Here is a 24,895-nt window from a genome sequence, read left to right as displayed (position 1 = left end):
TCTCCCCCTGGAAGGCCGTCCCGTCGCCTCCCTGCAGACGACGGGTGATGCTCTGTCGAGTGTAAGGAGAATGCCCGAGGATCGGTCATGCGCGATGCAACTTGTCCCCCGAACTGGGTGCGTCGCACGGCGCGCCGCAGTGTGCGCCCACGTCGACGGCGTGCTCGTCGCCCCGGCTCAGCCCTCGGGCGCGGGCACCTCCGGCTCGGGGAGCGCGCTCGGCCCCTCGGTCACGAGCAGGTGGAACTGCTCGGCATCGATGATCCGGAGCCCCAGCTGCTCGGCCTTCGTGAGCTTCGACCCGGCCCCGGGACCCGCGGCCACGAAGTCGGTCTTCTTGCTGACGCTCGACGCCGCCTTGCCGCCGGCGGTGATGATCGCCTCGAGCGCGCCCTCGCGCGTGTACCCCTCGAGGGACCCGGTCGCCACGACCGTGACACCGCTCAGGACACCGCCCTCGATCGCCGCGCCCCCGGGGCCGGGGTGGTCCGGCGTGGTGAACTGCACGCCCGCCGTCGTCCAGCGGTCGATGATCTCAAGGTGCCAGTCGACCTCGAACCACGCGAGCAGGGCGTCGGCGATGATCCCGCCGACCCCGTCGACCGCCGCGAGTTCCTCGCGCGAGGCGCTGCGGATTCGGTCGAGCGACCCGAAGTGGTTCGCGAGCGCCCACGCCGCGACTGGTCCGACGTGGCGGATGCTCAGCCCCACCATGATGCGCCAGAGCGGTTTCGTCTTCGCCGCGTCGATGTTCGCGAGCATCTCGAACGCGTTCTTCGACGGGAAGCGGCTCGGCTCGCCGGTGTAGTCCGCACCGCGTGCTTCGGGGTCGAACGGCGGGTCGGTCTTCTTGCGCGCGCGGCTGAACGGGGTCACGCGCTTCGGGGCACCGGCGTCGTCGACCTTCTCCATGCCGGTCTCGGCGTCGCGGACGATCACCTCGATCGGGACGATGTCATGCATCGTCAGGTCGAACAACCCGGCCTCGGTCACGAGCGGCGGGGTCTCCGGGTGCAGCGGCTGCGTGAGCGCTGCGGCTGCGACCTCGCCGAGGCCCTCGATGTCGAGGGAACCGCGCGATGCGATGTGCTCGACACGACCGCGGACCTGCGCGGGGCAGCTCTTCGCGTTCGGGCAGCGGAGGTCGATGTCGCCTTCCTTCGCGGGGGCGAGCTCGGTGCCGCACTCCGGGCAGTGCGTCGGCATCACGAACTCGCGCTCCGTGCCGTCGCGCAGGTCGACGACCGGTCCCAGGACCTCGGGGATGACGTCGCCGGCCTTCCGCAGCACCACGGTGTCGCCGATCAGGACGCCCTTCGCCTTGACCACCTGCTGGTTGTGCAGGGTGGCCTGGCGGACGACCGACCCGGCGACCTCGGCCGGGGCCATCACCGCGAACGGGGTCGCACGCCCGGTCCGCCCGACGCTGACCACGATGTCGACGAGCTTTGTGTGGACTTCTTCCGGCGGGTACTTGTACGCGATCGCCCACCGGGGTGCACGAGACGTCGAGCCGAGTTCCTCGTGCAGGGCGAGGTCGTCGACCTTGATGACGACGCCGTCGATCTGGTGCTCGACCGAGGCACGGCGGTCGCCCGTGGAGCGGACGAAGGCGTTCACCTCGTCGATGGTGTCGAAGACCCGGTAGTGGCTGCTCGTCGGCAGGCCCCAGGTCTCGAGCAGCTCGTAGACCTCGGACTGCGAGCGGACGTCGGTCTCCTGTTCGAGCTCGCGCACGGGCCACGCGCCGATGCCGTGCACGAGCATCCGCAAGCGCCGGAGCCGGTCGACCATGAGTGCGCGCTTCGCCTCGGACTTGCCCTCTTCCTTCTGGCGGAGGGACCCGGCGGCGGCGTTGCGCGGGTTGGCGAAGACGCGCTCCCCCGCCTCGCGCTGGTTCGCGTTGAGCTCGTCGAACTCGGCGACCGGGAAGAAGATCTCGCCGCGGACCTCGACCAGCGGCGGGTGGCCCGTCCCCGACAGCCGGTCCGGGATCGTGCCCATCGTCCGGACGTTGCCGGTGACGTCCTCGCCCACGACACCGTCACCACGAGTCGCCGCCGACACCAACCGGCCGTGCTCGTAGCGCAGGTTGATCGCGAGGCCGTCGATCTTCAGCTCGGTCAGGAACCGGACACGCTCGGCACCGGCGTCGCGCTGCACCTTGACGGCCCACTCGGTGAGCTCGTCCGGGCTGAACACGTTGTCGAGCGAGAGCATCCGCTCGGCGTGCTCGACCGGCGCGAACTGCGTGGTCTGCGCCTGCCCGCCGACGGTCTGGGTCGGGCTGTCCTCGGTCAGGAGCTCCGGGAACCGCTGCTCGATCGCGGCGAGCCGTCGGACCAGCACGTCGTAGTCGGCATCGGCTTCCGGTGATCCGTTGTCGCCCTGGTAGTACGCCTGTCGCAGCTCGTTGATGCGGGCCCGCAGCCGGTCGACCTCGCGCCCGGCCTGGGCGGCGTCGAGCCCGTCGGGGTCGATGGTCTCGAACGTGGCGTCGGTCTCGCTCATGCCATCAGTTCTACCGTGTGCCACCGACGGCGCGTGCAGCGGACCCACCGCCCGGGAGCGGCGGTCTCAGGCGTCGACGGGGACGGCGCTGACGGTGCTGTCGATCGTGCACTGTCCGAGCACCCGGGTGCCGACGTAGACCACGGCCGTCTGCCCGGGGGCGACCCCGTGCAGCGGCTCGTCGACGTCGATCACGAGCACGTCGTCCTGCACCCGCGCGGTCGCCGGCACCGGGTCGGCGTGCGCCCGGATCTGCACGTCGCACGCGAACGGCGTCTGCGGGTCGGCCGGTGCGGTGCCGGCCCACGTGAAGCGGGAGCCCGACATCGACGTCACGGCCAGGGCCTCCTTCGGACCGACCACGACGGTGTTGTCCTTCGGGCGGATCTCGAGCACGAACCGGGGCTTGCCGTCGGCGGCGGGGCGCCCGAGCGACAGTCCGCGGCGCTGCCCGACCGTGTAGCCGTGCGCGCCGTCGTGCGAACCGACGACGGTGCCGTCGCGCTCGACGACGTCACCGGTCTCGCTGCCGACACGGTCGGCGAGCCAGCCGCGGGTGTCGCCGTCGGGGATGAAGCAGATGTCGTAGGAGTCGGGCTTCTGCGCGACCGTCAGCCCACGCTCGGCGGCCTCGGCACGGACCGCGTCCTTCGACGGGGTCGCCCCGAGCGGGAACATCGCGTGCTGCAGCTGCTCGGCGGTCAGGACCCCGAGCACGTAGGACTGGTCCTTCGCCCACGCGGCCGACCGGTGGAGTTCGCGGGAGCCGTCCGGGCCGGTGACGATCGAGGCGTAGTGCCCGGTCGCGACGGCGTCGAAGCCCAGGGCCAGCGCCTTCTCGAGCAGCGCCGCGAACTTGATCCGCTCGTTGCACCGCATGCAGGGGTTCGGGGTGCGGCCGGCCTGGTACTCGGCGACGAAGTCGTCGACGACGTCCTCCTTGAACCGGGCCGAGAAGTCCCACACGTAGTAGGGGATGCCGAGGGCGGACGCGGCGCGCTGGGCGTCCATCGAGTCCTCGATCGTGCAGCACCCGCGACTGCCGGTGCGGAGCGTGCCCGGCATCCGGCTCAACGCCAGGTGCACGCCGACCACGTCGTGCCCGGCGTCGACCGCCCGGGCAGCAGCCACCGCCGAGTCGACCCCACCGCTCATCGCCGCCAGAACACGCATGCCTCCAGGGTAACCCGCCGACGAACCCGTACCGCTGGCGTACCGTTGGTCGAGCGATGGCCACGACGGGGAACGACTCATTCGACTTCCGGTCCGTCCTGTTGTCCGGGTTCCTGCCCGCGGCACTGTTCGCCATCGGCGAGGGCGCGATCATCCCGATCATCCCGATCGCCGCGGACTCCCTCGGCGCGACCCTGGCGTTCGCGGGCTTCGTCGCGTCGCTCATCCTGGTCGGCGAACTCATCGGCGACGTGCCGTCGGGCATCGTCGTCGCGCGGATCGGCGAGCGGAACGCGATGATCGGCGCCGCCCTGGTGTCGGTCGGCGGCCTGGTCGTCTGCACGACCGCGGCGAACGCGTGGGTGCTCGCGCTCGGGGTGTTCCTGGTCGGCGTCTCGACCGCGGTGTTCGCCCTGGCACGGCACGCCTACATGACCACCGCGATCCCCGTCCGCATCCGTGCCCGGGCACTGTCGAGCCTGGGCGGGGTCTTCCGCTTCGGGTACTTCGTCGGGCCGTTCCTCGCCGCCGGCGTGATCCACCTGACCGGCACCACCGCGAGCGCCTTCTGGATCCACGTCGTGTGCTGCCTGGCGGCGGCGACCGTGCTCCTGGTGCTGCGCGACCCGGCGACGGGCGCACGCGGTCTGCGGTTGCCGCCACGGGCCTCCCGGTCGGGGTCGGACGCGACCGGCGTGACGGAGCCGTCCACCGACACCGGAGCGGTCTTCGTCGGCAAGGAGGCGCACGGCCTCTTCCGGACCCTGCGCACGAACCGGGCCGTGCTGCTGCGGCTCGGCAGCGGCGCCGCGCTCATCGGCGCGATGCGCGCCGGACGCCAGGTGATCCTGCCGCTGTGGGCGGTCAGTGTCGGGCTGAACGACTCGACGGCCGCGTTGATCATCGGCATCGCCGGTGCCGTCGACTTCGCGCTGTTCTACACGAGCGGCCAGATCATGGACCGCTGGGGGCGGTTGGCGAGCGCACTCCCCTGCATGCTCGGGCTGAGCATCAGCTACTTCCTGCTCGCCTGGAGCGGGCACCTCGACGCGCGGGTCGGCTGGTTCGTGGGGATCGCGATGGGGATGTCGCTCGCCAACGGCGTCGGCTCCGGCATCCTCATGACGCTCGGCGCCGACCTCGCCCCGCGCGACGACCCGGCGCCGTTCCTCGGGGCCTGGCGGTTCACCGGCGACTTCGGGTCGGCAGCGGCACCGCTCGTGATCTCCGGGGTGACGGCCGTCGCGACGATCGCGGTGGCCAGCGGCGTGATGGGCGTGCTCGGCCTGATCGGTGCCGGAGTGCTGCTGCGGTACGTGCCGCGGTACCTGCCGCGCCAGCTGCGCTGACGCGCGCGCCGCGCGCTGCGCGCAGCCGTTTCCCACGACTCGGTGCGAGGTTGCCCACTCGGTGCGCGCTTTCTGCGCCGCACGGAGTGATCAACCTCGCACCACCGACGTCCACCGACGTCCGCCGACGCCGGCCGACGTCCGCCGACCAGGCGCCGCTCGGTAGACTGCCGCTGCTCGCGGGAGTGGTGGAATCGGTAGACACGCAGGATTTAGGTTCCTGTGCCCCAGGCGTGAGGGTTCGAGTCCCTCCTTCCGCACCGACCGTTGCGTGCTCGCGCATCTCATACCACCGAGGGACGTTCCGGTCACGGGCGGACGGTACCCTCGTCGTGCGGGTGACCCTCCCGTCACCGCATCTGCACGACCGGAAGAGACATGCACTCCGTCGCACTCGCCCTGATCCCATGGCTGGATCCGCAGTACATCCTCGACCACTTCGGGGCGGTCGCAGTGCTCGTCGTCTGTGCGATCGTCTTCGCCGAGACCGGTCTGCTGATCGGCTTCATCTTCCCGGGCGACAGCCTGCTCGTCATCACCGGCCTGTTCGCGTTCGACCGCGGCGGCGAGATCGGCGGCATCCCGATCTGGGTCGCGGCCCTGATGATCGGCGCTGCCGCGTTCCTCGGTGGGGAGCTCGGCTACTACATCGGCAAGAAAGCCGGCCCGCCGATCTTCGAGCGCAAGGAGAGCGGTCTGTTCTCCAAGGCGAACGTCGAGCGGACCAACGCGTTCTTCCACCGGTTCGGCCCGCTCGCGGTGATCCTGGCGCGCTTCGTGCCGGTCGTCCGCACCTTCGCGCCGATCGCCGCCGGCGTCGGCCGCATGGACTACAAGAAGTACTCGCTCTACAACGCGATCGGCGCCGTCGTCTGGGGTGTCGGTGTGACGTTCCTCGGGTACTTCATCGGGCACATCCCCTTCGTCGCCCACATCGTGCGCGAGTACATCGACATCATCCTGCTCGCCGCCGTCCTGGTCACCGTCGTGCCGATGGCGCTGACGTACATCCGGAACGCCCGCAAGGCGAAGAAGCACGAGCACCAGGCCGAGTCGACGGCCGTCGACCCGCAGCTGTAGCGGGACCGAACACAACAGGCCCACACCGTTCGGTGTGGGCCTGTTGTCGTTGCAGGTGGGCAGTTCAGAGCCCGAAGTGCTCCCGCACGACCGGCGCGATGGCCCGGAACGCCTTGCTGCGGTGCGACAGGGCGTTCTTCTCGTCGCGGGTGAGCTCTGCCGACGAGCGGTCGGCGTCGTCCGGCCGGAACACCGGGTCGTAGCCGTGTCCGCCGTCGCCGACCGGCGCGGTCAGCACCTCGCCGTTCCACACCGCCTCGACCACGTGCTCGAACCCGTCGGGCGTGACGAACGCGGCCGCGCACACGAAGGCGGCGGTACGCTCCACGACGCCGTCGAGGTTCTGCAGCAGCAGCGCGATGTTGTCGGCGTCCGACCGTGTGCCCGCGTACCGCGCCGAGTGGATGCCCGGGGCGCCGTCGAGCGCGTCGACCGCGATGCCGGAGTCGTCGGCGAGCGCCGGCAGCCCCGTGTGGGCGACCGCGGCACGGGCCTTGATCAGGGCGTTCGCGGCGTAGGTGTCGCCGTCCTCGACCGGCTCGGGGCCGTCGTAACCGACCAGCTCGACCCCCTCGCCCAGCGCCGACCCGAGGATCTCGCGCAGTTCCACGACCTTGCCCTGGTTGTGGGTGGCCAGGACGACGGTCCCGGTCACGCCAGCCCCAGCACGGTCTTCTGGATCGCCGCGAGCGACTGGTTGCCGGCCAGGCCCAGGTCGAGCAGGACGTTCAGCTCGTCGCGGTCGAAGGGCGCGTGCTCGGCGGTCCCCTGCACCTCGATGAACTTGCCCGACCCGGTCGTGACGATGTTCATGTCGGTGTCGGCGGCGGAGTCCTCGGTGTACGCCAGGTCGAGCATCGGCTCGCCCGTGACGATGCCGACCGAGATCGCCTGCACGCTGTCGGTGAGCGGGGTGGCCTTCTTGCCGATGAAGCCCTTGCCCCGGCCCCACTCGATCGCGTCGACCATGGCCACGTAGGCGCCGGTGATCGACGCCGTGCGGGTGCCGCCGTCGGCCTGCAGCACGTCGCAGTCGATGACCAGGGTGTTCTCGCCGAGGGCCTTCGTGTCGACCACGGCGCGGAGCGAACGCCCGATCAACCGGGAGATCTCGTGGGTGCGGCCGCCGACCTTGCCCTTGATCGACTCGCGCTGCATGCGCTCGTTCGTCGACCGCGGCAGCATCGAGTACTCGGCGGTGACCCAGCCGGTGCCCTTGCCGGCGAGCCAACGGGGCACGCCGTTCGTGAACGAGGCGGTGCAGAGCACCTTGGTGTTGCCGAACGAGATGAGCGCGCTGCCCTCGGCCTGCGTGCTCCACCCCCGCTCGATGGTGACGGGACGGTGTTCCTCGGCCTGGCGGCCGTCGATGCGGGTGGTCATGGTGTCCTTTCGGTCCGGCCTGGAGGCGCGGTGCGGGTCATCGGGGCGGGCGGCGGCTGGCGGCTGGTCGCCGCTCAGGCCCGCCCACGGGGCAGCGTGATGGCGCCGGTCTCGAGGTGGCCGACGCGGACGATCTCGGGGCCGAGGAACCGGCGGGCGAGCCGCAGGAACCCGTCCTCGTCGTCGCCGGTCGACTCGAACGAGTACGTCGGGGCGGTGGTGGAGGTGCGTTCGAGGCCGTGTTCGACGAGCCGCCGGTACACGTCGTTGGCGGTCTCCTCGGCACTCGACACCAGGGTGACGTCCGGGCCCATCACGTACTGGATGGCGGCGGACATCAGCGGGTAGTGGGTGCAGCCGAGCACGAGGGTGTCGACGTCGGCGGCGCGGATCGGGTCGAGGTAGCCGGCGGCGACCTCGCGCAGCTCCGGCGACGAGGTGTCCCCCGCCTCGACGAACTCGACGAACCGCGGGCACGCCGCCAGGGTCAGGCCGACGTCGGAGGCCACCGCGAAGGCGTCCTCGTAGGCGCGCGAGGTGATGGTGCCGACCGTGCCGATGACGCCGATGCGCCCGGTCCGGGTCTGCTTCACGGCGGCGCGGGCGGCGGGCTGGATGACCTCGACCACCGGGATGCCGTACGCCTGCTCGTACCGTTCGCGGGCGTCGCGGAGCACGGCCGACGACGCGGTGTTGCAGGCGATGACGAGGGCCTTGACGCCGAGTTCGACCAGGTCGTCCATGACCTCGAGCGCGTAGCGGCGGACGTCGGCGATGGGCTTCGGGCCGTACGGCGAGTGCACGGTGTCGCCGACGTACCGGATGCTCTCGCGCGGCAGCTGGTCGATGATCGCGCGGGCCACCGTGAGCCCGCCGACCCCGCTGTCGAAGACTCCGATCGGTGCATCCGTCACGGTGACCAGCGTACCGACGCGCGCTGCGGACGTCGGGACCGACCGCCTGCGCGCCGCGGGCCGCACGCCCGAGGCGATCCGGGCCTCCCGGAGGTCACGACACTAGTGTCGACAGCGTGACCAGCGCGCTCCTGACGGACCAGTACGAACTCACCATGGTCGACGCGGCCCTGAAGGACGGCACCGCCCACCGGCGGTGCGTCTTCGAGGTGTTCGCCCGGCGGCTGCCCGACGGTCGTCGCTACGGCGTCGCGGCCGGCCTCGGCCGGTTCCTGACCGCCCTCGGCGACTTCCGCTTCGGCGACGACGAGATCGGGTTCCTGCGCGACCGCGGGGTCATCGACGAGGGCACCGCAGCCTTCCTCGCCGACTACCGGTTCACCGGGGACATCCGGGCGTACCGCGAGGGCGAGGTGTACTTCCCCAACTCCCCGATCCTGCAGGTCGAGGGCACGTTCGCCGAGGCCGTCGTGCTCGAGACGCTCGCCCTGTCGGTCTTCAACGCCGACTCCGCCATCGCCTCGGCCGCCGCGCGCATGGTCTCCGCCGCCGACGGGCGTCCGCTCGCCGAGATGGGCTCCCGCCGCACCGGCGAGTGGAACGCCGTCGCCGCAGCACGGGCCGCGTACATCGCCGGGTTCGGCGCGACGAGCAACCTCGAGGCCGGCCGCACCTGGGGCATCCCGACGATGGGCACCGCGGCGCACGCGTTCACCCTGCTGCACGACTCCGAGGAAGCGGCGTTCCGGTCGCAGCTCGACGCCCTCGGCAACGGCACGACGCTGCTCGTCGACACCTACGACATCGAGCAGGCCGTCGAGACCGCCGTCCGGCTGACCGACGGCAAGCTCGGCGGTGTCCGCATCGACAGCGGCGACCTGCCCTCGGTCGTCGCGGCCGTCCGGGCGCAGCTCGACCGGCTCGGCGCGACCGACACCAAGATCACGGTCACGAACGACCTGGACGAGTACACGATCGCGGCCCTCCGTGCGGCCCCGGTCGACTCGTACGGCGTCGGCACCTCGGTCGTCTCCGGCTCGGGGCACCCGGCCGCCGGCATGGTCTTCAAGCTCGTGGCGCACCAGTCCGCCGACGGCGACGACTGGGTCGCCGTGGCGAAGAAGTCGGCGGACAAGGCCTCGATCGGCGGGCGCAAGGAAGCCGGCCGACGCCTGCGCAACGGTGTCGCCACGGCCGAGGTCGTGCTCACCGCCGGACAGGTCGGCCCCGACGAGCGCGCCCTGCTCGTGCCCGTGGTCACCGGCGGCGTGGTCGATCCGGCGTTCCTCGGAGCACAGGGCGTCGAGGTCGCGCGGGCGCACCACAAGCGGGCGAAGGCCGAGCTGCCGGCGGACGCCGCGCGCATCGGTCGCGGCGACCCCGCGATCCCCACCCTGGTGATCTAGCGCGCCGCTGCGCATCGCTTGGTGAGCAGAAATGGTCGGGTCCCCGAAGGCGACCCGACCATTTCTGCTCACGATGCGCAGGCTGCGTCTACTCGGACTTCATCTTCTCGTAGATCGCCTTGCAGTCCGGGCACACCGGGAACTTCTCCGGGTCGCGGCCCGGGATCCACTTCTTGCCGCACAGCGCCTTGACCGGCTTGCCGGACAGGGCGGACTGCAGGATCTTGTCCTTCTTGACGTAGTGCGAGAACCGCTCGTGGTCGCCGGGTTCGATCGCTTCGTCTTCGAGGAGCTTCTCGAGCTCCCGGTCCATCACGTCGAGGCCGCCGCCTGGTTCCGTCATGCTCATGGGTCCAGGGTACGACGGTCTGCGCACGTTGGTCTGCGCACCTCGAGTTCGTTCCGGAACGCTAGTTGCGCTGCGCCGCGGCCAGCAGGTCCGGGCCGCGCCGGTCGAACAGCCGCCCGCCCGCGAAGATCCCGATGACGAGCACGACCGCGCCGACCCCGATGCCCACCGCGAGCGTCAGCATCGACCACGGCTCAGCGCCGCGGACGAAGGCCAGCACCGCGAGCCACGCCGCCGGGACGGTGCAGAGCACGATGCCGATCACCATCATCGACTGCGCGACCGTCGCCGTCACCCCCGCGGCCTGCGGCTGCTGGAACGGGTGGTCGCCCGGCCGCACGGTCGGGTAGGGCAGCAGCACGGACACGACGCTCGACAGCCCGAGTCCGGACAGCAGGGCGCTGGCACTCACGCCGATCAGCAGCGGGAACACCGTCCAGTCGTCGAACAACCAGGCGGACACCGCCGAGCCGGCCACGATCGCCGGCGCACCGACGACGAGGACCGGGACGACACGGCCGAGACGGTCGCTCCACCCGGGAGCCCCGGAGGCGACGTGCAGCCACACCGCGGTGTTGTCGTACGAGACGTCGTTGTGCGGCAGGAACCCGGCGATCAGCGCCATGAGCGGCAACGGCACGAGCGCGGTCCAGTGCCACGGCACCCCGGCGACCCCGAGCGGGATGACGACGAGCGGGACGAACAGGATGATCAGGTACGAGGTGCGGTACCGCGGGTCGCGCACCCAGTAGGTCAGGGCGCGCGCGGCGACGGCGGCGACCGGTGTCGAGCCGAGCCGGTCGAACCAGCCGAGCCCCTGGTAGCGCCGGGTCCGGGTGCGACCGTCGACGGTGTCGAGCGCCCGACCGACGAGCGCCCACCACGCCCAGGTGAGCAGGGCGACGACGGCGATCGCGACGAGCAGCTTGAGGAACCCGGTGCCGACGTGGCCGCTGGCGACCTCGGCGGGCACGGCCCAGGCGGCGCCCCACGGCGTCCACCCCGCGACGTCCGCGACGCGTTGCATCTCGGTGCCCTCGGGGTCGAGCCAGTCGACGCGGAGCAGCAGCGAGATCGCCGGGATCGCGAGCACGATGATCACGAGCGCGACGAGCCACCCGGCGTCGCGGGACCGGTGCGGACCGATCAGCCGCGAGCCGACGGTGCAGCACACGCGGACCAGGAGCGCGCAGGTGGCGATCGCGAGCAGGCCGCCGATCACCGCGAGCACACCGGTGCCGGCGTCACGCGCCCAGGCGATCGACTGGGCGACGGCCACGACGACGACCCCGATCACCGGGACGCCGATCAGCCCTGCGACGACGAGGCCGATCGCGAGCCCGCGACGGCCGATGCCGAACACCGCGAAGCGCCGCGGGTCGAGCTGGTCGCTCCGTCCGACGACGAGCGGGACGACGGTGAACGCGAACGCGATGAGCGTGCCGACCGGCACGGTGACCGCCCGGGCCGTATCGGGGTCGGCGGAGCGCAGCGCGACCGTCTGCGTCGCGACGAACACGGCGGCGAGGAGCCCCACGAGGCTGCCGAGCACCACGAGCACGGACCGGCGGGCGCTGCCGCGGACCTCGCCCGCGAGCAGATCGGCCCTCAGCCGGAGAAGCTGTGCAACCATTCCATGCTCTCTGCCACGACGCGGCCGCCCGCGAGTTCGACGAACTTGTCCTCGAGGCTCTTGCGACCGCGCACCTGGGCCATGGTCCCCGAGGCGAGGACCTTGCCGCCGACGATGATGGCGACGGAGTCGCAGGTGCGCTGCACGAGCTCCATGGAGTGGCTGGAGAGCACGACGGTGCCGCCACCGCGCGTGTAGCGGCGCAGGATGTCGGTGATGGTCGCAGCGCTCACGGGGTCGACCGACTCGAACGGTTCGTCGAGCACGAGGACCCGCGGCGAGTGGATGAGCGTGGCGGCCAGGGCGATCTTCTTCGCCATGCCCACCGAGTAGTCGGCGACCTGGCGACCGAGCGCCTCGCCGAGCCCGAACGCCTCGGCCAGGTCGGTGCTGCGCTCACGAGCCGTGGCACCGTCGAGACCGCGCAGGGTGGCCGAGTAGTAGAGCAGCTGCGCACCGGTGAGGCGGTCGAACAGCCGCAGGCGGTCCGGCAGCACGCCGAGGCTGCGCTTGGCGGCCGTGGGGTCGGCCCAGACGTCGTGGTCCAGGACCGTCACGGACCCGGCGTCGGGACGCAGCAGACCGGTGATCATCGACAGGGTGGTCGTCTTGCCGGCGCCGTTCGGGCCGACCACGCCGAAGATCGAGCCCTGACGGATCTCGAGGTCGACCTCGTCGACGGCGAGGGTCTGCCCGTACCGCTTGACGAGGCCGTCGGCGGCGAGCACGACGGGCTGCAGCTTCTGCGGGGCCTTGGGCGCGGTGGCCCGGGGAGCACGCTTCTTCGCGGCGGGGCTCGTCGCGGCGTCCGCCTCCGGTGCGTCGGTCTCCGGTGCGCCCTGCGCTGCGTGCGCGGTCGCGTCCGTCGCGGACGTCGCGTCGCTCGCGGTGGGGCCGGGAGGCACGGTGCCGGTCGTGCCGGCGGCCTTCGCCGGTCGCTTGGTGCGTTGCTTCGTGGTGCGCGCCTTGGCGGGTCGGGCACCGGTGGTCGTCGTCGGGGCCGCTGCCGCGGCACGGGCCGCGGGACCGGGCACTGCGTCCGACTGCGGCTCGGTGACCGGATCGGTGTCGGCGGCCGTGGTGTCGGCAGCCGTGGTGTCGTCGGTCATCTCGTCATCAACGGAGGCGTCGCGCGCATCCGGTTCCCCCATGTCGTCGTCGTCGGCGTCGTCCCCCGCCGCGGCGTCCACCCGGTCGGCGGCACGCTCGTCGGCGTCCTGCTCGTCGGTGTCACTCGCTTCGGTCATCCAGGCAGCGTCGGTCGTGGCGTACACGTCCTCGTTCTCTGCTCTGGCGGCCATCGCCCAACCGTACCAACGCTCTCCGGACAGCGGGGAACCGCCGGCTCCAGTGTCACGAAATGAGTACGAAGCGCGGCGGACCTACCCCTTGAGCGGGTGTTTCCGTATCATTCACCAGGGCACGAAGAAGTGTTCACCACTTGGAAACCTGCTCCGGCGGGCTCTCCGACACCGTGCAGCGGCCGCCCTCGTGGCCCGCGGCGTCCGGTTCTCGGCGAACTCGGACGTTCCGCGAGCAGACTCGACGAGGCCCGCCCGTGCCCCAGGGCGCGCGGGCGGACACCAGAAGGGACCAGCATGACCACGCAGATCGTGATCCTCGCAGCGGGGATGGGCAGCCGGCTCGGCCGCAGCCTGCCGAAGCCGCTCACGGAGCTCAGTGACGGCCGCACCATCATGCAGCAGCAGTTCGACAACATCCGCGCCGCGTTCGGTTCGAGCGCCCGCGTGACGATCGTCGTCGGCTACAAGTCGGAGCACATCGTCGAGGCCTTCCCCGACGCGTCCTTCGTCTACAACGAGTCCTACGACTCCACCAACACCTCGAAGAGCCTGCTGCGCGCCCTCAAGGCGACCGGCAAGAGCGGTGTCCTCTGGATGAACGGCGACGTGGTCTTCGACCCGATGGCGCTCGTCCGTGCGGCCGACATGATCGACGAGGACCACTCGTTCGTCAGCGTCAACACCGACAAGGTCTCCGACGAAGAGGTCAAGTACACCGTCGACGCCGAGGGCTTCATCCACAAGCTCTCCAAGCAGGTCGTCGGCGGGCTCGGCGAAGCCGTCGGCATCAACTACGTGTCGGCGAACGACAAGCAGGCCCTCATCCGCCAGCTCGGTCGCGTCGACGACCAGGAGTACTTCGAGGGCGGCATCGAGGCTGCCATCGCCGAGGACGGGCTACGCTGGTCCCCGATCGACATCTCCGACCTGTACGCGGTCGAGATCGACTTCGCCGAGGACCTCGAGCGCGCGAACAACCTGTTCGCCTGAACCTCCGTCAGGACCCCTTCGGCGGTTCCGCCCGAAGGGAAACCGTGACCACAGCGAGCGCGCCGACCGTGCCCGCGGCTGCCGCACCAGCGGCGACCCGGAGCGCCGGTCGGCGCTATCGTCATGCCCTCTGGCTGCTGACCGTCCGCGACCTCCGGGTCCGGTACTCGACGTCGGCGCTCGGGTACGTCTGGTCGATCCTCGACCCGCTCGTGATGTCGGCGATCTACTGGTTCGTCTTCACCCAGGTGTTCCACCGCGGTTCGGTCGGTGAAGACCCGTACATCGTCTTCCTGCTCTCCGCGCTGCTGCCGTGGATGTGGTTCACCGGGGGCGTCTCGGACTCCACGCGGGCGTTCATCAAGGAGTCGAAGCTCATCCGCTCGACGACGATCCCCCGCACCATCTGGGTCGCGCGGATCGACGCGTCGAAGGGCATCGAGTTCCTGCTGAGCCTGCCGGTGCTGGCGGCGTTCGCGATCGCGACGGGTGCGCACCTGCACTGGCAGGTCGTCTTCTTCCCGCTGGCGATCGTGCTGCAGTGCGCGCTGGTGTACGGCCTCGGCCTGATCGTCGCGCCGCTCGTCGTCTTCTTCCGCGACCTCGAGCGGGCGACCAAGCTCGTCCTGCGCTTCCTGTTCTACGCATCGCCGATCATCTACGGCACGCACGCGCTGCCCGACGCCCTGCGCCCCATCGCTGCGGTCAACCCGCTCACCGGCATCTTCGGGATGTACCGCGCCGCGTTCTTCCCGAGCCAGCTCGACTGGCTCGAGGTCGGGGCGTCGGTGGTCATCACGGGCGTCGTCCTGGTCATCGGCTTCGCGGTGTTCCGACGCAGCGAGCACCGCGTGCTGAAGGAGCTGTGATGACCGCCACCGACCAGACCCGACGCACCGAGACCGTCGCGCCGGTGATCTCCGTGCGCGACGCCGGCATCTGCTTCAAGCGCAACCGACGGGCGAGCCGGAACTTCAAGGACCTCTTCGCCGGACGCGGCCGCCGCAAGCGTGCCGACGAGTTCTGGGCGCTCCGCAACGTGTCGTTCGACGTCCGTCCGGGCGAGGCGATCGGCGTCGTCGGTCGCAACGGTCAGGGCAAGTCCACGCTCCTGAAGCTCGTGGCGCAGGTGATGCTGCCGGACGAGGGCCGGATCGACGTCGGGGCCGGCGTCGCGCCGCTCATCGAGATCACCGGTGGGTTCGTCGGCGACCTGTCCGTCCGCGACAACGTCTACCTGACCGCCGGCCTGCACGGCATGTCGCGCGCCGAGATCCGTGGCGCCTTCGACGAGATCATCGACTTCGCCGAGATCGCGGACTTCGTCGACACCCCGTACAAGCACCTGTCGAGCGGCATGAAGGTGCGCATCGCGTTCGCGGTGATCTCGCGGCTCGACGAGCCCGTCATCCTGGTGGACGAGGTCCTCGCCGTCGGCGACAAGGCCTTCCGCGAGAAGTGCTACAAGCGGATCGAGGAGCTCCTGGCCGGCGGTCGGACGCTCTTCTTCGTGTCCCACAGCGACAAGGACCTGCGCCGCTTCTGCGACCGCGGTCTGTACCTCGACAAGGGCCGGCTGCAGCTCGACGGCACCATCGAGGAAGCGCTGGCGCAGTACTCCGCCGACTACGGCGTCTGACCGGTCGGGTACTCCCCCTCCACAACCAGGGCACCACCGTGCCCCCTCCACAGCGACGGGTTCCCGGGTGCTGCGCCGGGGCCCCACCGTCGGACCCTCCCCCTAGCGTTCTCGCCATGCACCACCCAGCACCCGCGTACGCCGTCCCGTTCACCATCGACCGCTCGCAGGCCCCGCGCCGGTACGACCTCGTCAACACCGGGGACGAACCGGTCGACGGCCTGACCCTCACCCACCTCGGCAACGGCTACAGCCCGCCGCTGGCGGTGCACCGGCTCGAACCGGGTCGACGTCTGTCCGTCGCCGTGTTCGGCGCGGATCCGCAGGACACCGGCGTCGTGATCGTCCGCTGGCGCCGTCCGGACCGCTCCGAGTACGTGTGGCGGATGTCACTGGTCGGTCAGGGGCTGCACCCGTGACCGTGTCCGGACGGGGCTCAGCGTTCGCCGCGCTCGGCAGCGACGGTGCGCCAGCGCTCCAGCAGCCACTCGACGGCAGCGTGGAACCTGGCCGTCGCGGCACCGGGCGTGGTGTCGCCGAAGTAGCGCGCCACCCACTGCTGCAGCTTGGCGAGCTCGGCGGCGTCCCCCACGGAGGCGTCGATCCGCGCGAGCACAGTCGGCGCGTCGGCCGCGGTCAGCCAGTTGGCGTCGCTCAGGTAGCCGCGTTCGTCCACATCGGCCTCCGGCGACACCGGGCGGGTCACGATCAGGGGCTTCCCGACCGCCAGGCGGTCGTAGATCATCGCGCTGATGTCGGTGATCGCCACGTCGGCGTCGGCCAGCTGCCAGCCGAGCTCGCCGCCCTCGTCGTGGACGTGGTGCGCGGTGGGGTCGGCCGCGTTCGCCGCCGTGATCGCCGCGACGATCCGCTCGTGTGCCGTTCGGTACGCCGGGTCGAGCACGCCGCTCCGCGGGTGCGGGCGGTACACCAGGCGGTGGCGGGGCGACGCGAGCACCTGCTCGGCGATGGTGGTGCCGTGGGACGCGATCGAGCCGTACGCCGCGGCGCCGCGGTCGCCCTCCCACGTCGGTGCGTACAGCACGACGGTCCGGTCGTCGGCGGGGTACGGTGCCGCGCCGGCGAAGTGGTCGGCCTGGGGGCGGCCGATCGCGATGGTCCTGGCGTCGAGGTCGTAGTCCCACAGCGCCTCGGCGAGCCGGCCACGTGCGGCGTCCCCAGCGATCAACGCGTAGTCGTACGCCTTGAACTGGTTCGTCGTCATGTACATCTTGTCGCTCTCGCCGTGGTTGACGAAGACGTGCCACATGCGCCCGTACCGCATCATCTGGAAGTTGCGGGCGTTCTGGTTGACGTAGAGCACCACCTTCGGCGCCTGGGTCTCGACGAACTGCTCCAGGTCGACCACCTGACGGGCGTACACGGCGGGGACCGGCGACTCGTCGATGAGCGTGGTCATCGTGCCCGGGCTGCGCGCGATGATCGCGACCGGGTGCGTCTTCGCCAGTTCGGCCAGCGGCGCGTACCACTGGCGCACCTGGTACATGTTCACGGGGCCGTCGGCGAAGTAGACCGCGATCTCGATCGTGCCGGGCGCCGGCGCCGCGACCGACGGCAGGCGACGGGCGAGCTCCCGGCGGCTCCGGCGCGAGGCGAGCAGGCGCTGGGCCAGGCGCACGGCGGTCCGCACGTCACTGGTGATCGGCATGGACTGTCTCCCGTTCTGCGGTGGCGGTGGCGGTGGCGGTGGGGTTCGGGGTGGTCAGACGACGGGCGGGCGCCCGGCGAGCGTCATCCGGGCGACGGTCAGCCAGCTCATCGGTCGGGTCGGTCCGCAGTCGGTGGTCCGTCCTTCGCGGATGCCGGCGAACCACGTCGTCAGGCGTCGCGGGTGTCGCCACCAGCGCGCGACCTGGATCGCGGCCCACGAACCGACGTAGAGCGGTCGGAGCGGTGCCGGCAGGTTCCGTCGGGCCAGCCACACCCGGTTGCGGGCGTTCAGGCGGTAGTACTCGGTGTGCCGCGCCGGGTCGATGGCCGGGTGGTGGGCGACCAGGTCGCCGGCGTACCAAGCACGTCGACCGGCGTCCCACACGCGCCACGCGAGTTCGATGCCCTCGTGCGCGTAGAAGTACTCCGCTCCCCAGCCCCCGACGATCCGGTACACGTCCATCGGCAGCACGACGGCGCCCTCCCACACCGAGAACACCGGCGACGAGTGGTCCGGCTCGCCCTTGCGGATGCGCGGGACCCAGCGCCGCGGGTTGGCAGCGCCGGTCGGGTCGACCACGCGGGGCTGGAGCAGTCCGAGCGAGGGGTCGCGTTCGAAGCGGCCGACGGCGTCCTGCAGGAACGTCACCGAGGGGATCGAGGCGTCGTCGTCCAGGAAGAACACGTAGTCCCCGTCGACGACCTCGGCACCGGCGTTGCGGCCGGCCGGGATCCCGAGGTTCTCCGGCAGCGCCAGCGTCCGCACCCCGTCCGGCAGGCCGGTCGGCTCCCAGCCGTTGCCGACGCAGACCACGTCGAGTTCGACGCCCTGCTGCGCGAGCACGCTGTCGAGCCCGCGGCGCAGGTCGTCGGGCCGGGTGCCCTGCGACAGGCTCACGACGGCGACACGGGGTCGCTTCGGGTGCGCGACCGCGTGGCGACGAACGGTGCTCGGGGTCACGGTGCCATCGGTCACCGCGCCGTCGGGCACCGCGTCGTGGGGCACCGCGTCGTGGGGCACCGCGTCGTCGGTCACGCCTTGACCCGCTTGGACGCGATGATCGCCAGGAAGTGTCCGACGGTCGCCAGCACGGCCAGCGGCAGCAGCGCCCCGACCAGGATCCGGCTGGCGAGCGTGTCGCCGATCGCCAGTCCGATGAGCGCGAACAGGAACGCGAGCATGCTCAGCTCGACCGAGTGGTACAGGCGGTGGAACGGCAGGAACCGCGCCAGGCGGCGGAGCGAGGCGAGCTTCCGGCCGGACGGCGCGGTCGAGGCGTCGCGTCGGTCGACGAGCTTGTCGAGCCCCGCGTTCGCCCGGGCGACGTGCACCATGTCGTTGAGGGCCTTGTTCAGCACGATCACCAGGCCGAGTGCGCAGCCGATCGTGGTCCACATCCAGTCGGCGCCGTGGATCGGCCAGGTGGCGGCTCGGATGCCCAGCGCCACCGGGATCAGTCCCTCGGTCGTGTAGTGCCCGACCTTGTCCAGGAACACCCCGGCGGGCGAGCGGGTGCCACGCCACCGTGCGACCTCGCCGTCGCAGCAGTCCACGAGCATCTGCAGCTGTCCGAGCACCAGGGCGAGCGCTGCGCCCCAGATGCCGGGGATGAGCAGGGCCGCGGCGATGCTCCACCCGACCAGGATCATCAGGCCGGTCACCTGGTTGGCGCTGACGCGGGTCTTCAGCAGCACCCAGGTCAGGTACGGCGAGACGTCGCGCAGGTACAGCGACGCCGTCCAGTGCTCGGCGTTGGCGCGGGCGCGGACCTCGTCCGGCTGGGCGACGGCCCGCAGCTCGGCGATCGACGTCGGGCGTGCGGATCCGCGGCCGTGGGTGGCGGGGTCGGTCATGGGGTCACCGTCCGGTGTGGGTGGTCAGCTCGGAGGTACGGGTGAGGAACCCGATGATGAAACCGAGCCCCCATCCCACGTGGATGCAGGGCAGCACCACGAGCAACCAGAGGAAGGTCGCCACCCCGGACCGGCGCGCGACGGCGACCGACCCGAGGACGACGAAGAGCAGGTACACGGCGGGCACGGCGAACCCGAGGAGCGCCCAGGCGACCGGGCTGCCGAGGGCTGCGCCGACGACACCGACGACGCCGGCGAGGATTCCGACGGCCATGGCGGCGACCATCGCGGGCGGCACGAAGTACCGCAGGCCGTTGTTCGCGGGGAACCGACGGGCGAGCTCGCCTCGCCACAACCCGGTGGCGACGAACTGCCGCACCAGGCGCTTCAGGCTCGGTCGCGGGCGGTAGGTGACGACCAGCTCGGGCGTGAACCACACCGTGCCGCCGGTCTGGCGCAGGCGTCGGTTCAGTTCCCAGTCCTGGCCGCGCTTGATGCCCTCGTCGAACAGGCCGACCTCGAACAGGCGGTCGCGGCGGAAGACGCCGAGGTACGCGGTCTCGGCCGGGCCGGCGGTCCCACCGACGTGGTGCGGGGTGCCGCCGAGGCCGACGCGGCTGCCGTACGCCAACGCGACGGCCCGCTCGAACGGGCTGCGGCCCTCGGCGCGCATGATGCCGCCGACGTTGTCCGCACCGGACTCGAGCAGGGTGCGGACGGCGATGCGCGTGTAGTCCGGTGGCAGCACCGAGTGCGCGTCGACGCGGACCACCACGGGGTGCACCGACGCCGTGATCGCGACGTTCAGGCCGGCCGGCGTGGACCCGACCGGGTTGTCGATCGCCCGGATGCGTGGGTCGGCCGCGCTCATCTCGGCCACGAGTTCGTTCGTGCCGTCGATCGAGGGGCCGAGCGCGAGGATGACCTCGAACACGCCGGTGTAGTCCTGGTCGAGCAGGCTGGCGACCGCAGCGCGGACCTCGGTGACCTCGTTGAGCACGGGCATCACGTACGAGACGCCCGGCAGGGGCTGTCCGTCTGTCTGCATGCGTACCTCGGGGTGCTGGCTGGGTGCACGGGACGCACCGGGGCGGTGCCGCCCCGCAGAGCGACCATGAGCCTATCAAGACCCGAACCCGGAACCTGCGGGGCGCCCGCGACGCGACCCGCAGACGGACGGGAGGCCCGGCGCACGTCGTGCACCGGGCCTCCCGTCCTGTCCGTGGTGGCGTCAGCCCTTGCTGTCGTACGTGCCCAGGGTCACGTCCGCCTCGCGGGACTGCCCGTTCCGGAGGTAGCTGATCGTCGTCGACGCACCGCCTGCGAAGTAGCGGACCTGCGCCGTCAGGTCGGTGGCGTCCGAGACGGTCGCCGAACCGATCTTCGTGACGACGTCACCCTTCTGCAGACCGGCCTTGGCCGCCGCACCGCCGGACGAGACCGACTTGATGAGCGCACCCATCTGGGTCGCGCTCGCGTTCTCCGAGGCGTCGCCGACCGTGGCACCGAGCAGGCCGTGCGTGGCCGAGCCCTTGTCCTTGATCTCGTTCGCGACGCGCTTCACCAGGTTCGACGGGATCGAGAAGCCGACGCCGATGCTGCCGGCCGCCGAGTCCGACGACGACGAGCTGCCGGCCGAGGCGATGGCCACGTTGATGCCGATCAGCTTGCCCTTCGCGTCGAGCAGGGCACCACCGGAGTTGCCCGGGTTGATCGACGCGTCGGTCTGGATGACGGGCAGCGAGACCGTGGTGTTCGCGGACGAGCTGCTGCCGTTGTCGCCGTTGCCCCAGAAGTCGAACGGGCCGCTGCCGCCGTTGCCGCCCTCGTTCGAGTCGCCGCCCTCGCTGGGAGCGCTCGACGTGACCTGGATGCTGCGGTTCAGGGTCGAGACGATGCCGTCCGTGACCGTGTTCGACAGGCCCAGGGGCGCACCGATCGCGACCGCGGTGTCACCGACGTTGAGCTTCGTGGAGTCGGCGAACTCCATCGGCTTGAGGTCGGTCGCGTCGATCTTGATGACCGCGAGGTCGACCGTCGGGTCGGTGCCGATGAGCTTGCCCTCGTAGATCTTGCCGTTCGAGGTCGTCACGGTGATCGAACCGTTCGAGCTGTCGCCGTCGAGCGTCACCACGTGGGTGTTCGTGACGATGTAGCCGTCCTTGCTCATCACGACACCCGAACCGGTGCCGGCCTCGTTGCTGGACGACACGTTGATCGTCACGACCGACGGCGTCGCCTGAGCAGCGACCGCGGTGACGACCGTCGCGGAGTCGTAGTCGTTGACCGTGAGGTTGCCGCCCTGCGACGAACCGGAGGACGACGTGACGGTGCCGCCCTGCGACGACCCGGCGAGCCACCCGGCGCCGCCGCCGACCAGACCCGCGACGACCAGTCCGGCGATGATCGGCAGGACGAGCTTGCTGCGCCCGGAACGGGTGGTGGTCGTGGTGGCAGCGGCACCCGCTGTTCCGTCGGCGAAGTAGTGGCCGTTGCGCTGGTTCGCGCCGTCCACGTCGCCGAAGGCGCTCGTGGCGGACTGCGGTGCCTGCGCCGACGCCGTCGCGTACTCCGACGAGGACGCGGGGGCAGCGGCGGAGGCCGGCTGGGCGTACTCGCCGTACCGCGGCTGGCCCGCGGTCGGCTGCTGGCCGTACGGCGGCTGCTGGGCCTGGCCGTACTGGCCCTGCTGGCCGTACTGCGACTGCTGACCGTACTGGGACTGCTGGTTCGGCTGGTTTTGACCGTACTGGGACTGCTGGCTCTGGCCGTACTGGGACTGCTGGCCCTGGCCGTACTGCGACTGCTGGCCGTACGGGCTCTGCTGGGCCTGCCCGTACTGCGGCTGCTGGTTCTGCCCGTACTGGCTCTGCTGGGCCTGCCCGTACTGGCTCGTCTGGTCTGCGGCGGGCTGCTGGCCGTACTGGGACGCCTGCCCGTACGGGGAGGTCTGCTGGCCGTACCCGGCCGGCTGCTGGCCGGCATCGCGCTGCTGGTCGCCCGAGAGCGTCGGGTACGGGGCCGTGTAGCGGTCCGTGGGGTGGTCGGTCGCCGACGGGATCACGTCGGTGTGGTCGGCGCTCGTGGCGTCGTCGGACCGCTCGGCGTTCTCGGGCTGCTCGGCGTCGTTGGACTGCTCGGAGTCGTTGAACTGCTCGGAGTCGTTCGGCATCGACGTGTTCCCCTTCGTGGCCGCTGCGGCGGCGTCCTCACTGGCGGCAGGCGATGCCGCATCGTCCGGACGGCGGTCGTCGCCCTGCCCGTTGGGCGTGGTGTCGGTCATGCTGGACGTGCTCCTTTCAAGCTCGTGCAGTCTGTCGCAACCACCTGAGCGGTGCTTCTGGCGACGCTGGAAGCATCCTCTGCCGATCTTATGCGTGGGCTGTGGGTCCGTCCCCGGATCGCCGTCGGACGGCCAGCTAGGTTGGGGTCCGTTCAGCGCGACACGTCGTCGCCGTCACCGGAGGGAACCACATGCGGCAGGCAGGACCCTGGTTGCGAGCAGCCGAGGGAGCGATGCTCCTGGGACCCGACGGCGTCCCGGCGCCCACCGTCTTCGCCGAGATGAGCGCCCTCGCCGCGAGCACCGGCGCGATCAACCTCGGGCAGGGCTTCCCCGACCAGGACGGCCCCGCCGAGGTGCTCGAAGCCGCGGTCCGCGCCATCCGGGACGGCGTCAACCAGTACCCGCCCGGACGCGGGACGGTCGACCTCCGCACCGCCGTGGCCGAACACCAGCAGCGGTGGTACGGCCTCGAGGTCGATCCCGACCGGCAGGTCCTGGTCACCGCCGGCGCCACCGAAGCGCTCTCCGCGACGCTCCTCGCCCTGGTCGAACCGGGCGACGAGGTCATCACGTTCGAACCGTTCTACGACGCCTACGGTGCGCTCGTCCGGCTCGCCGGCGGCACCCACGTCACCGTGCCCCTCACCGCTCCGGACTTCCTGCCGGACGAGGACACGCTGCGCGCCGCGTTCACCGACCGCACCCGCGTCGTGCTCGTCAACACGCCGCACAACCCGACCGGCCGGGTCCTGCCCGACGAGGTCCTGCGCACGATCGTGGAACTCGCGACGCAGTACGACGCCCTCATCGTCACCGACGAGGTCTACGAGCACCTGACGTTCACCGTCCCGCACACGCCGATCGCGACAATGCCCGGAGCCGCCGAGCGGACGGTCTCGATCTCGAGCGCCGGCAAGACCTTCAGCACCACCGGCTGGAAGATCGGCTGGCTCACCGCTCCCCCGACGCTCGTCGACGCGATCACGACGGTGAAGCAGTACCTGACCTTCGTCAACGGCGCACCGTTCCAGCCGGCCGTCGCCGTCGGACTGCGGTTGCCCGACGCCGTCTTCGCCGGGATCGCCGCCGAACTCGCCGCCAAGCACGAACTGCTCGCCTCGGGGCTCCGGTCAGCGGGCTTCGACGTCATGCGGCCGGACGGCGGGTACTTCGTCATCGCCGACACCGCGCCGCTCGGGTACGACGACGCACGGGCCTTCTGCCTCGAGCTGCCCACCCTGGCCGGGGTCGTCGGCGTGCCGGTGTCGGCCTTCGTCCGGCCGGAGCACGCCGCGGGCTACCGGTCCCTCGTGCGCTTCGCGTTCTGCAAGCGGCGTTCCGTCCTCGAGGACGCCGCCGGCCGCCTGGCACGCCTCCACGCGCCGTCCTGAGCCCGATCCCGCCACCGGCGCAGTCGCGACCACGGATCGGACGGGACCTGCCGGTCAGGGGCGAGCCGCGCCTCCAGGCCGGGCGCGCAGCGCGACGTCGTACCGGCGGAGTGCCAGCGACGGGTTGACCTGCCGGACCGCCTCGGTCACGGCGGTGTCGACCGTCGCGACGAGCGTGCCGGGCGCAGAGCCGGCCGACGCCACGGCGACACCGGAGGGGTCGAGCACCACCGAGGCGCCGATGCCGATCGGCGGCGTCTGGCCGACACCGACGACCCACACGGTGTTCTCGATCGCCCGCGCGGTGAGCAGGGTCCGCCAGTGGTGCTCCTTGCCGGGGCCGCGCACCCACTCGGCCGGCAGCACGACGACGTCGGCCGCACCGTGCTCGGGCGCTGCCAGCCGGCGGGTGACCTCGGGGAAACGCAGGTCGTAACAGGTCTCGAGCCCGATCCGGAGGCCTTCGAACTCGAAGACCGGCAGCTGCTCCGGGTCTCCGGACTCGATGCGGTCGGACTCCCGCGACCCGAAGGCGTCGTAGAGGTGCACCTTCCGGTAGGTCGCCGCGAGCTCGCCGGTGGGGAGCACTGCCACCAGGGTGTTGCGGAAGCGCGTGGGGCCTGCCGGGGTCGCTGCGTCGGACGTTGATACGTCGGTCGTCTCGGCGATCCCGACGACGAGCGCGAGTCCGGTGTCGCGGGCGATGTCCTGCAGCCCTGACACGAAGGGGCCGTCGAGCGGCTGCGCTGCGGCGACGAACCGGTCGTCGATGTCGGCGGTGAAGTACGACGAGTACTCCGGCGTGACGAGCAGCGCCGCTCCCCGCGCCGCTGCGTCGACCGCCGCGGTCCGGACGGTCTCGAGGTTGGCCACCGGGTCGTCCACGGGAGCGAACTGCGCGGCGGCGATCGTGAGGGTGCCCATCCGCCGAGCGTACCGGCGCACTGCGGAGCGTTCCGGCG

General features: G+C 71.3%; 22 protein-coding genes and 1 tRNA gene. 9 read left to right on the top strand and 14 right to left on the bottom strand.

Annotated elements, in window-relative coordinates; genetic code table 11:
• Nucleotides 1-177 precede the first annotated feature (177 nt).
• Both ligA and mnmA read right to left on the bottom strand, forming a co-directional pair.
• A complete protein-coding gene (ligA, locus tag EDF48_RS04475; protein ID WP_131878390.1) occupies nt 178-2,511 on the bottom strand; it encodes an NAD-dependent DNA ligase LigA in 2,334 nt (777 codons plus the stop codon).
• Nucleotides 2,512-2,577: 66 nt separating this feature from the next.
• Nucleotides 2,578-3,684: a tRNA 2-thiouridine(34) synthase MnmA gene (gene mnmA / locus EDF48_RS04470; protein WP_131845367.1), complete on the bottom strand. Its 1,107-nt coding sequence runs from the start codon at nt 3,682-3,684 to the stop codon at nt 2,578-2,580.
• 56 nt (nt 3,685-3,740) lie between these two features.
• On the opposite strand from mnmA, the gene EDF48_RS04465 reads away from it, so the two are divergent.
• The 3 genes from EDF48_RS04465 to EDF48_RS04455 all read left to right on the top strand — a co-directional run bounded on the left by EDF48_RS04465 (nt 3,741) and on the right by EDF48_RS04455 (nt 6,113).
• The gene (locus EDF48_RS04465; protein ID WP_123294070.1) at nt 3,741-5,033 is read left to right on the top strand and encodes an MFS transporter; all 1,293 of its coding nucleotides are present in this window, start codon (nt 3,741-3,743) and stop codon (nt 5,031-5,033) included.
• Nucleotides 5,034-5,212: 179 nt separating this feature from the next.
• Nucleotides 5,213-5,293: transfer RNA gene (locus tag EDF48_RS04460), tRNA-Leu, on the top strand.
• A 118-nt stretch (nt 5,294-5,411) separates the two neighbouring features.
• A complete protein-coding gene (locus EDF48_RS04455) occupies nt 5,412-6,113 on the top strand; it encodes a DedA family protein (RefSeq protein ID WP_131878388.1) in 702 nt (233 codons plus the stop codon).
• Between the two features lie 64 nt (nt 6,114-6,177).
• On the opposite strand, the gene rdgB is transcribed toward EDF48_RS04455, so the two are convergent.
• The 3 genes from rdgB to murI form a co-directional block, all read right to left on the bottom strand.
• Nucleotides 6,178-6,768, bottom strand: coding sequence for an RdgB/HAM1 family non-canonical purine NTP pyrophosphatase (gene rdgB / locus EDF48_RS04450; protein ID WP_131878386.1), 591 nt, complete (start codon nt 6,766-6,768; stop codon nt 6,178-6,180).
• On the bottom strand, nt 6,765-7,496 hold the full coding sequence (rph, locus tag EDF48_RS04445) for a ribonuclease PH (RefSeq protein WP_111085013.1): 732 nt from the start codon (nt 7,494-7,496) through the stop codon (nt 6,765-6,767). Before rph ends, rdgB begins: the two co-directional genes overlap by 4 nt.
• 74 nt (nt 7,497-7,570) lie before the next feature.
• Nucleotides 7,571-8,410, bottom strand: coding sequence for a glutamate racemase (gene murI / locus EDF48_RS04440; RefSeq protein ID WP_131878384.1), 840 nt, complete (start codon nt 8,408-8,410; stop codon nt 7,571-7,573).
• Nucleotides 8,411-8,526: 116 nt separating this feature from the next.
• Between murI and EDF48_RS04435 the strand changes: the two genes are divergently transcribed.
• The gene (locus EDF48_RS04435) at nt 8,527-9,816 is read left to right on the top strand and encodes a nicotinate phosphoribosyltransferase (protein ID WP_131878382.1); all 1,290 of its coding nucleotides are present in this window, start codon (nt 8,527-8,529) and stop codon (nt 9,814-9,816) included.
• 88 nt (nt 9,817-9,904) lie between these two features.
• Here the strand turns inward: EDF48_RS04435 and EDF48_RS04430 are convergent, their stop codons facing one another.
• From EDF48_RS04430 to EDF48_RS04420, 3 genes are all read right to left on the bottom strand, one after another.
• Nucleotides 9,905-10,165 carry a DUF3039 domain-containing protein gene (locus EDF48_RS04430; protein WP_111033217.1) on the bottom strand — a complete coding sequence of 87 codons (261 nt, stop codon included), beginning with the start codon at nt 10,163-10,165 and terminating at the stop codon, nt 9,905-9,907.
• Nucleotides 10,166-10,226: 61 nt separating this feature from the next.
• The gene (locus EDF48_RS04425) at nt 10,227-11,798 is read right to left on the bottom strand and encodes an ABC transporter permease (RefSeq protein WP_131878380.1); all 1,572 of its coding nucleotides are present in this window, start codon (nt 11,796-11,798) and stop codon (nt 10,227-10,229) included.
• Nucleotides 11,774-13,099, bottom strand: a complete 1,326-nt coding sequence (locus EDF48_RS04420) for an ABC transporter ATP-binding protein (RefSeq protein ID WP_243698030.1) — start codon at nt 13,097-13,099, stop codon at nt 11,774-11,776. Before EDF48_RS04420 ends, EDF48_RS04425 begins: the two co-directional genes overlap by 25 nt.
• Before the next feature lie 297 nt (nt 13,100-13,396).
• Between EDF48_RS04420 and EDF48_RS04415 the strand changes: the two genes are divergently transcribed.
• The 4 genes from EDF48_RS04415 (at nt 13,397) to EDF48_RS04400 (ending at nt 16,150) form a co-directional block, all read left to right on the top strand.
• Nucleotides 13,397-14,092 (top strand): phosphocholine cytidylyltransferase family protein, encoded by a 696-nt coding sequence (locus EDF48_RS04415; protein ID WP_111085011.1) that lies wholly within the window; start codon nt 13,397-13,399, stop codon nt 14,090-14,092.
• Nucleotides 14,093-14,160: 68 nt separating this feature from the next.
• Nucleotides 14,161-14,961, top strand: coding sequence for an ABC transporter permease (locus EDF48_RS04410; RefSeq protein ID WP_131878692.1), 801 nt, complete (start codon nt 14,161-14,163; stop codon nt 14,959-14,961).
• The gene (locus EDF48_RS04405) at nt 14,961-15,731 is read left to right on the top strand and encodes an ABC transporter ATP-binding protein (protein ID WP_123673150.1); all 771 of its coding nucleotides are present in this window, start codon (nt 14,961-14,963) and stop codon (nt 15,729-15,731) included. Before EDF48_RS04410 ends, EDF48_RS04405 begins: the two co-directional genes overlap by 1 nt.
• 116 nt (nt 15,732-15,847) lie before the next feature.
• The gene (locus tag EDF48_RS04400; protein ID WP_111085009.1) at nt 15,848-16,150 is read left to right on the top strand and encodes a hypothetical protein; all 303 of its coding nucleotides are present in this window, start codon (nt 15,848-15,850) and stop codon (nt 16,148-16,150) included.
• Between the two features lie 17 nt (nt 16,151-16,167).
• On the opposite strand, the gene EDF48_RS04395 is transcribed toward EDF48_RS04400, so the two are convergent.
• The 5 genes from EDF48_RS04395 to EDF48_RS04375 form a co-directional block, all read right to left on the bottom strand.
• Complete coding sequence (locus tag EDF48_RS04395) at nt 16,168-17,400, bottom strand: CDP-glycerol glycerophosphotransferase family protein (RefSeq protein WP_131878378.1); 1,233 nt, start codon at nt 17,398-17,400, stop codon at nt 16,168-16,170.
• Nucleotides 17,401-17,454: 54 nt separating this feature from the next.
• Nucleotides 17,455-18,363, bottom strand: coding sequence for a glycosyltransferase (locus EDF48_RS04390; protein WP_243698044.1), 909 nt, complete (start codon nt 18,361-18,363; stop codon nt 17,455-17,457).
• A 71-nt stretch (nt 18,364-18,434) separates the two neighbouring features.
• Nucleotides 18,435-19,256, bottom strand: a complete 822-nt coding sequence (locus tag EDF48_RS04385) for a CDP-alcohol phosphatidyltransferase family protein (protein WP_123294078.1) — start codon at nt 19,254-19,256, stop codon at nt 18,435-18,437.
• A gap of 4 nt (nt 19,257-19,260) precedes the next feature.
• Nucleotides 19,261-20,304 carry a glycosyltransferase family 2 protein gene (locus EDF48_RS04380; RefSeq protein ID WP_123294079.1) on the bottom strand — a complete coding sequence of 348 codons (1,044 nt, stop codon included), beginning with the start codon at nt 20,302-20,304 and terminating at the stop codon, nt 19,261-19,263.
• 183 nt (nt 20,305-20,487) lie between these two features.
• A complete protein-coding gene (locus EDF48_RS04375; protein WP_243698029.1) occupies nt 20,488-22,539 on the bottom strand; it encodes a trypsin-like peptidase domain-containing protein in 2,052 nt (683 codons plus the stop codon).
• A gap of 191 nt (nt 22,540-22,730) precedes the next feature.
• Here EDF48_RS04375 and EDF48_RS04370 point away from each other — a divergent pair, with 191 nt between their 5' ends.
• The gene (locus EDF48_RS04370; RefSeq protein WP_131878376.1) at nt 22,731-23,933 is read left to right on the top strand and encodes an aminotransferase class I/II-fold pyridoxal phosphate-dependent enzyme; all 1,203 of its coding nucleotides are present in this window, start codon (nt 22,731-22,733) and stop codon (nt 23,931-23,933) included.
• 54 nt (nt 23,934-23,987) lie between these two features.
• Here the strand turns inward: EDF48_RS04370 and EDF48_RS04365 are convergent, their stop codons facing one another.
• Nucleotides 23,988-24,857 (bottom strand): carbon-nitrogen hydrolase family protein, encoded by an 870-nt coding sequence (locus EDF48_RS04365; RefSeq protein ID WP_131878375.1) that lies wholly within the window; start codon nt 24,855-24,857, stop codon nt 23,988-23,990.
• Nucleotides 24,858-24,895 lie beyond the last annotated feature (38 nt).

The sequence above is a fragment of the Curtobacterium sp. PhB191 genome, assembly GCF_004346515.1.
In the GTDB taxonomy this organism is placed as follows: Bacteria; Actinomycetota; Actinomycetes; order Actinomycetales; family Microbacteriaceae; genus Curtobacterium.
The sequence above is the reverse complement of the archived record's forward strand: the minus strand, read 5'-3'. Positions and strand labels throughout refer to the sequence as shown.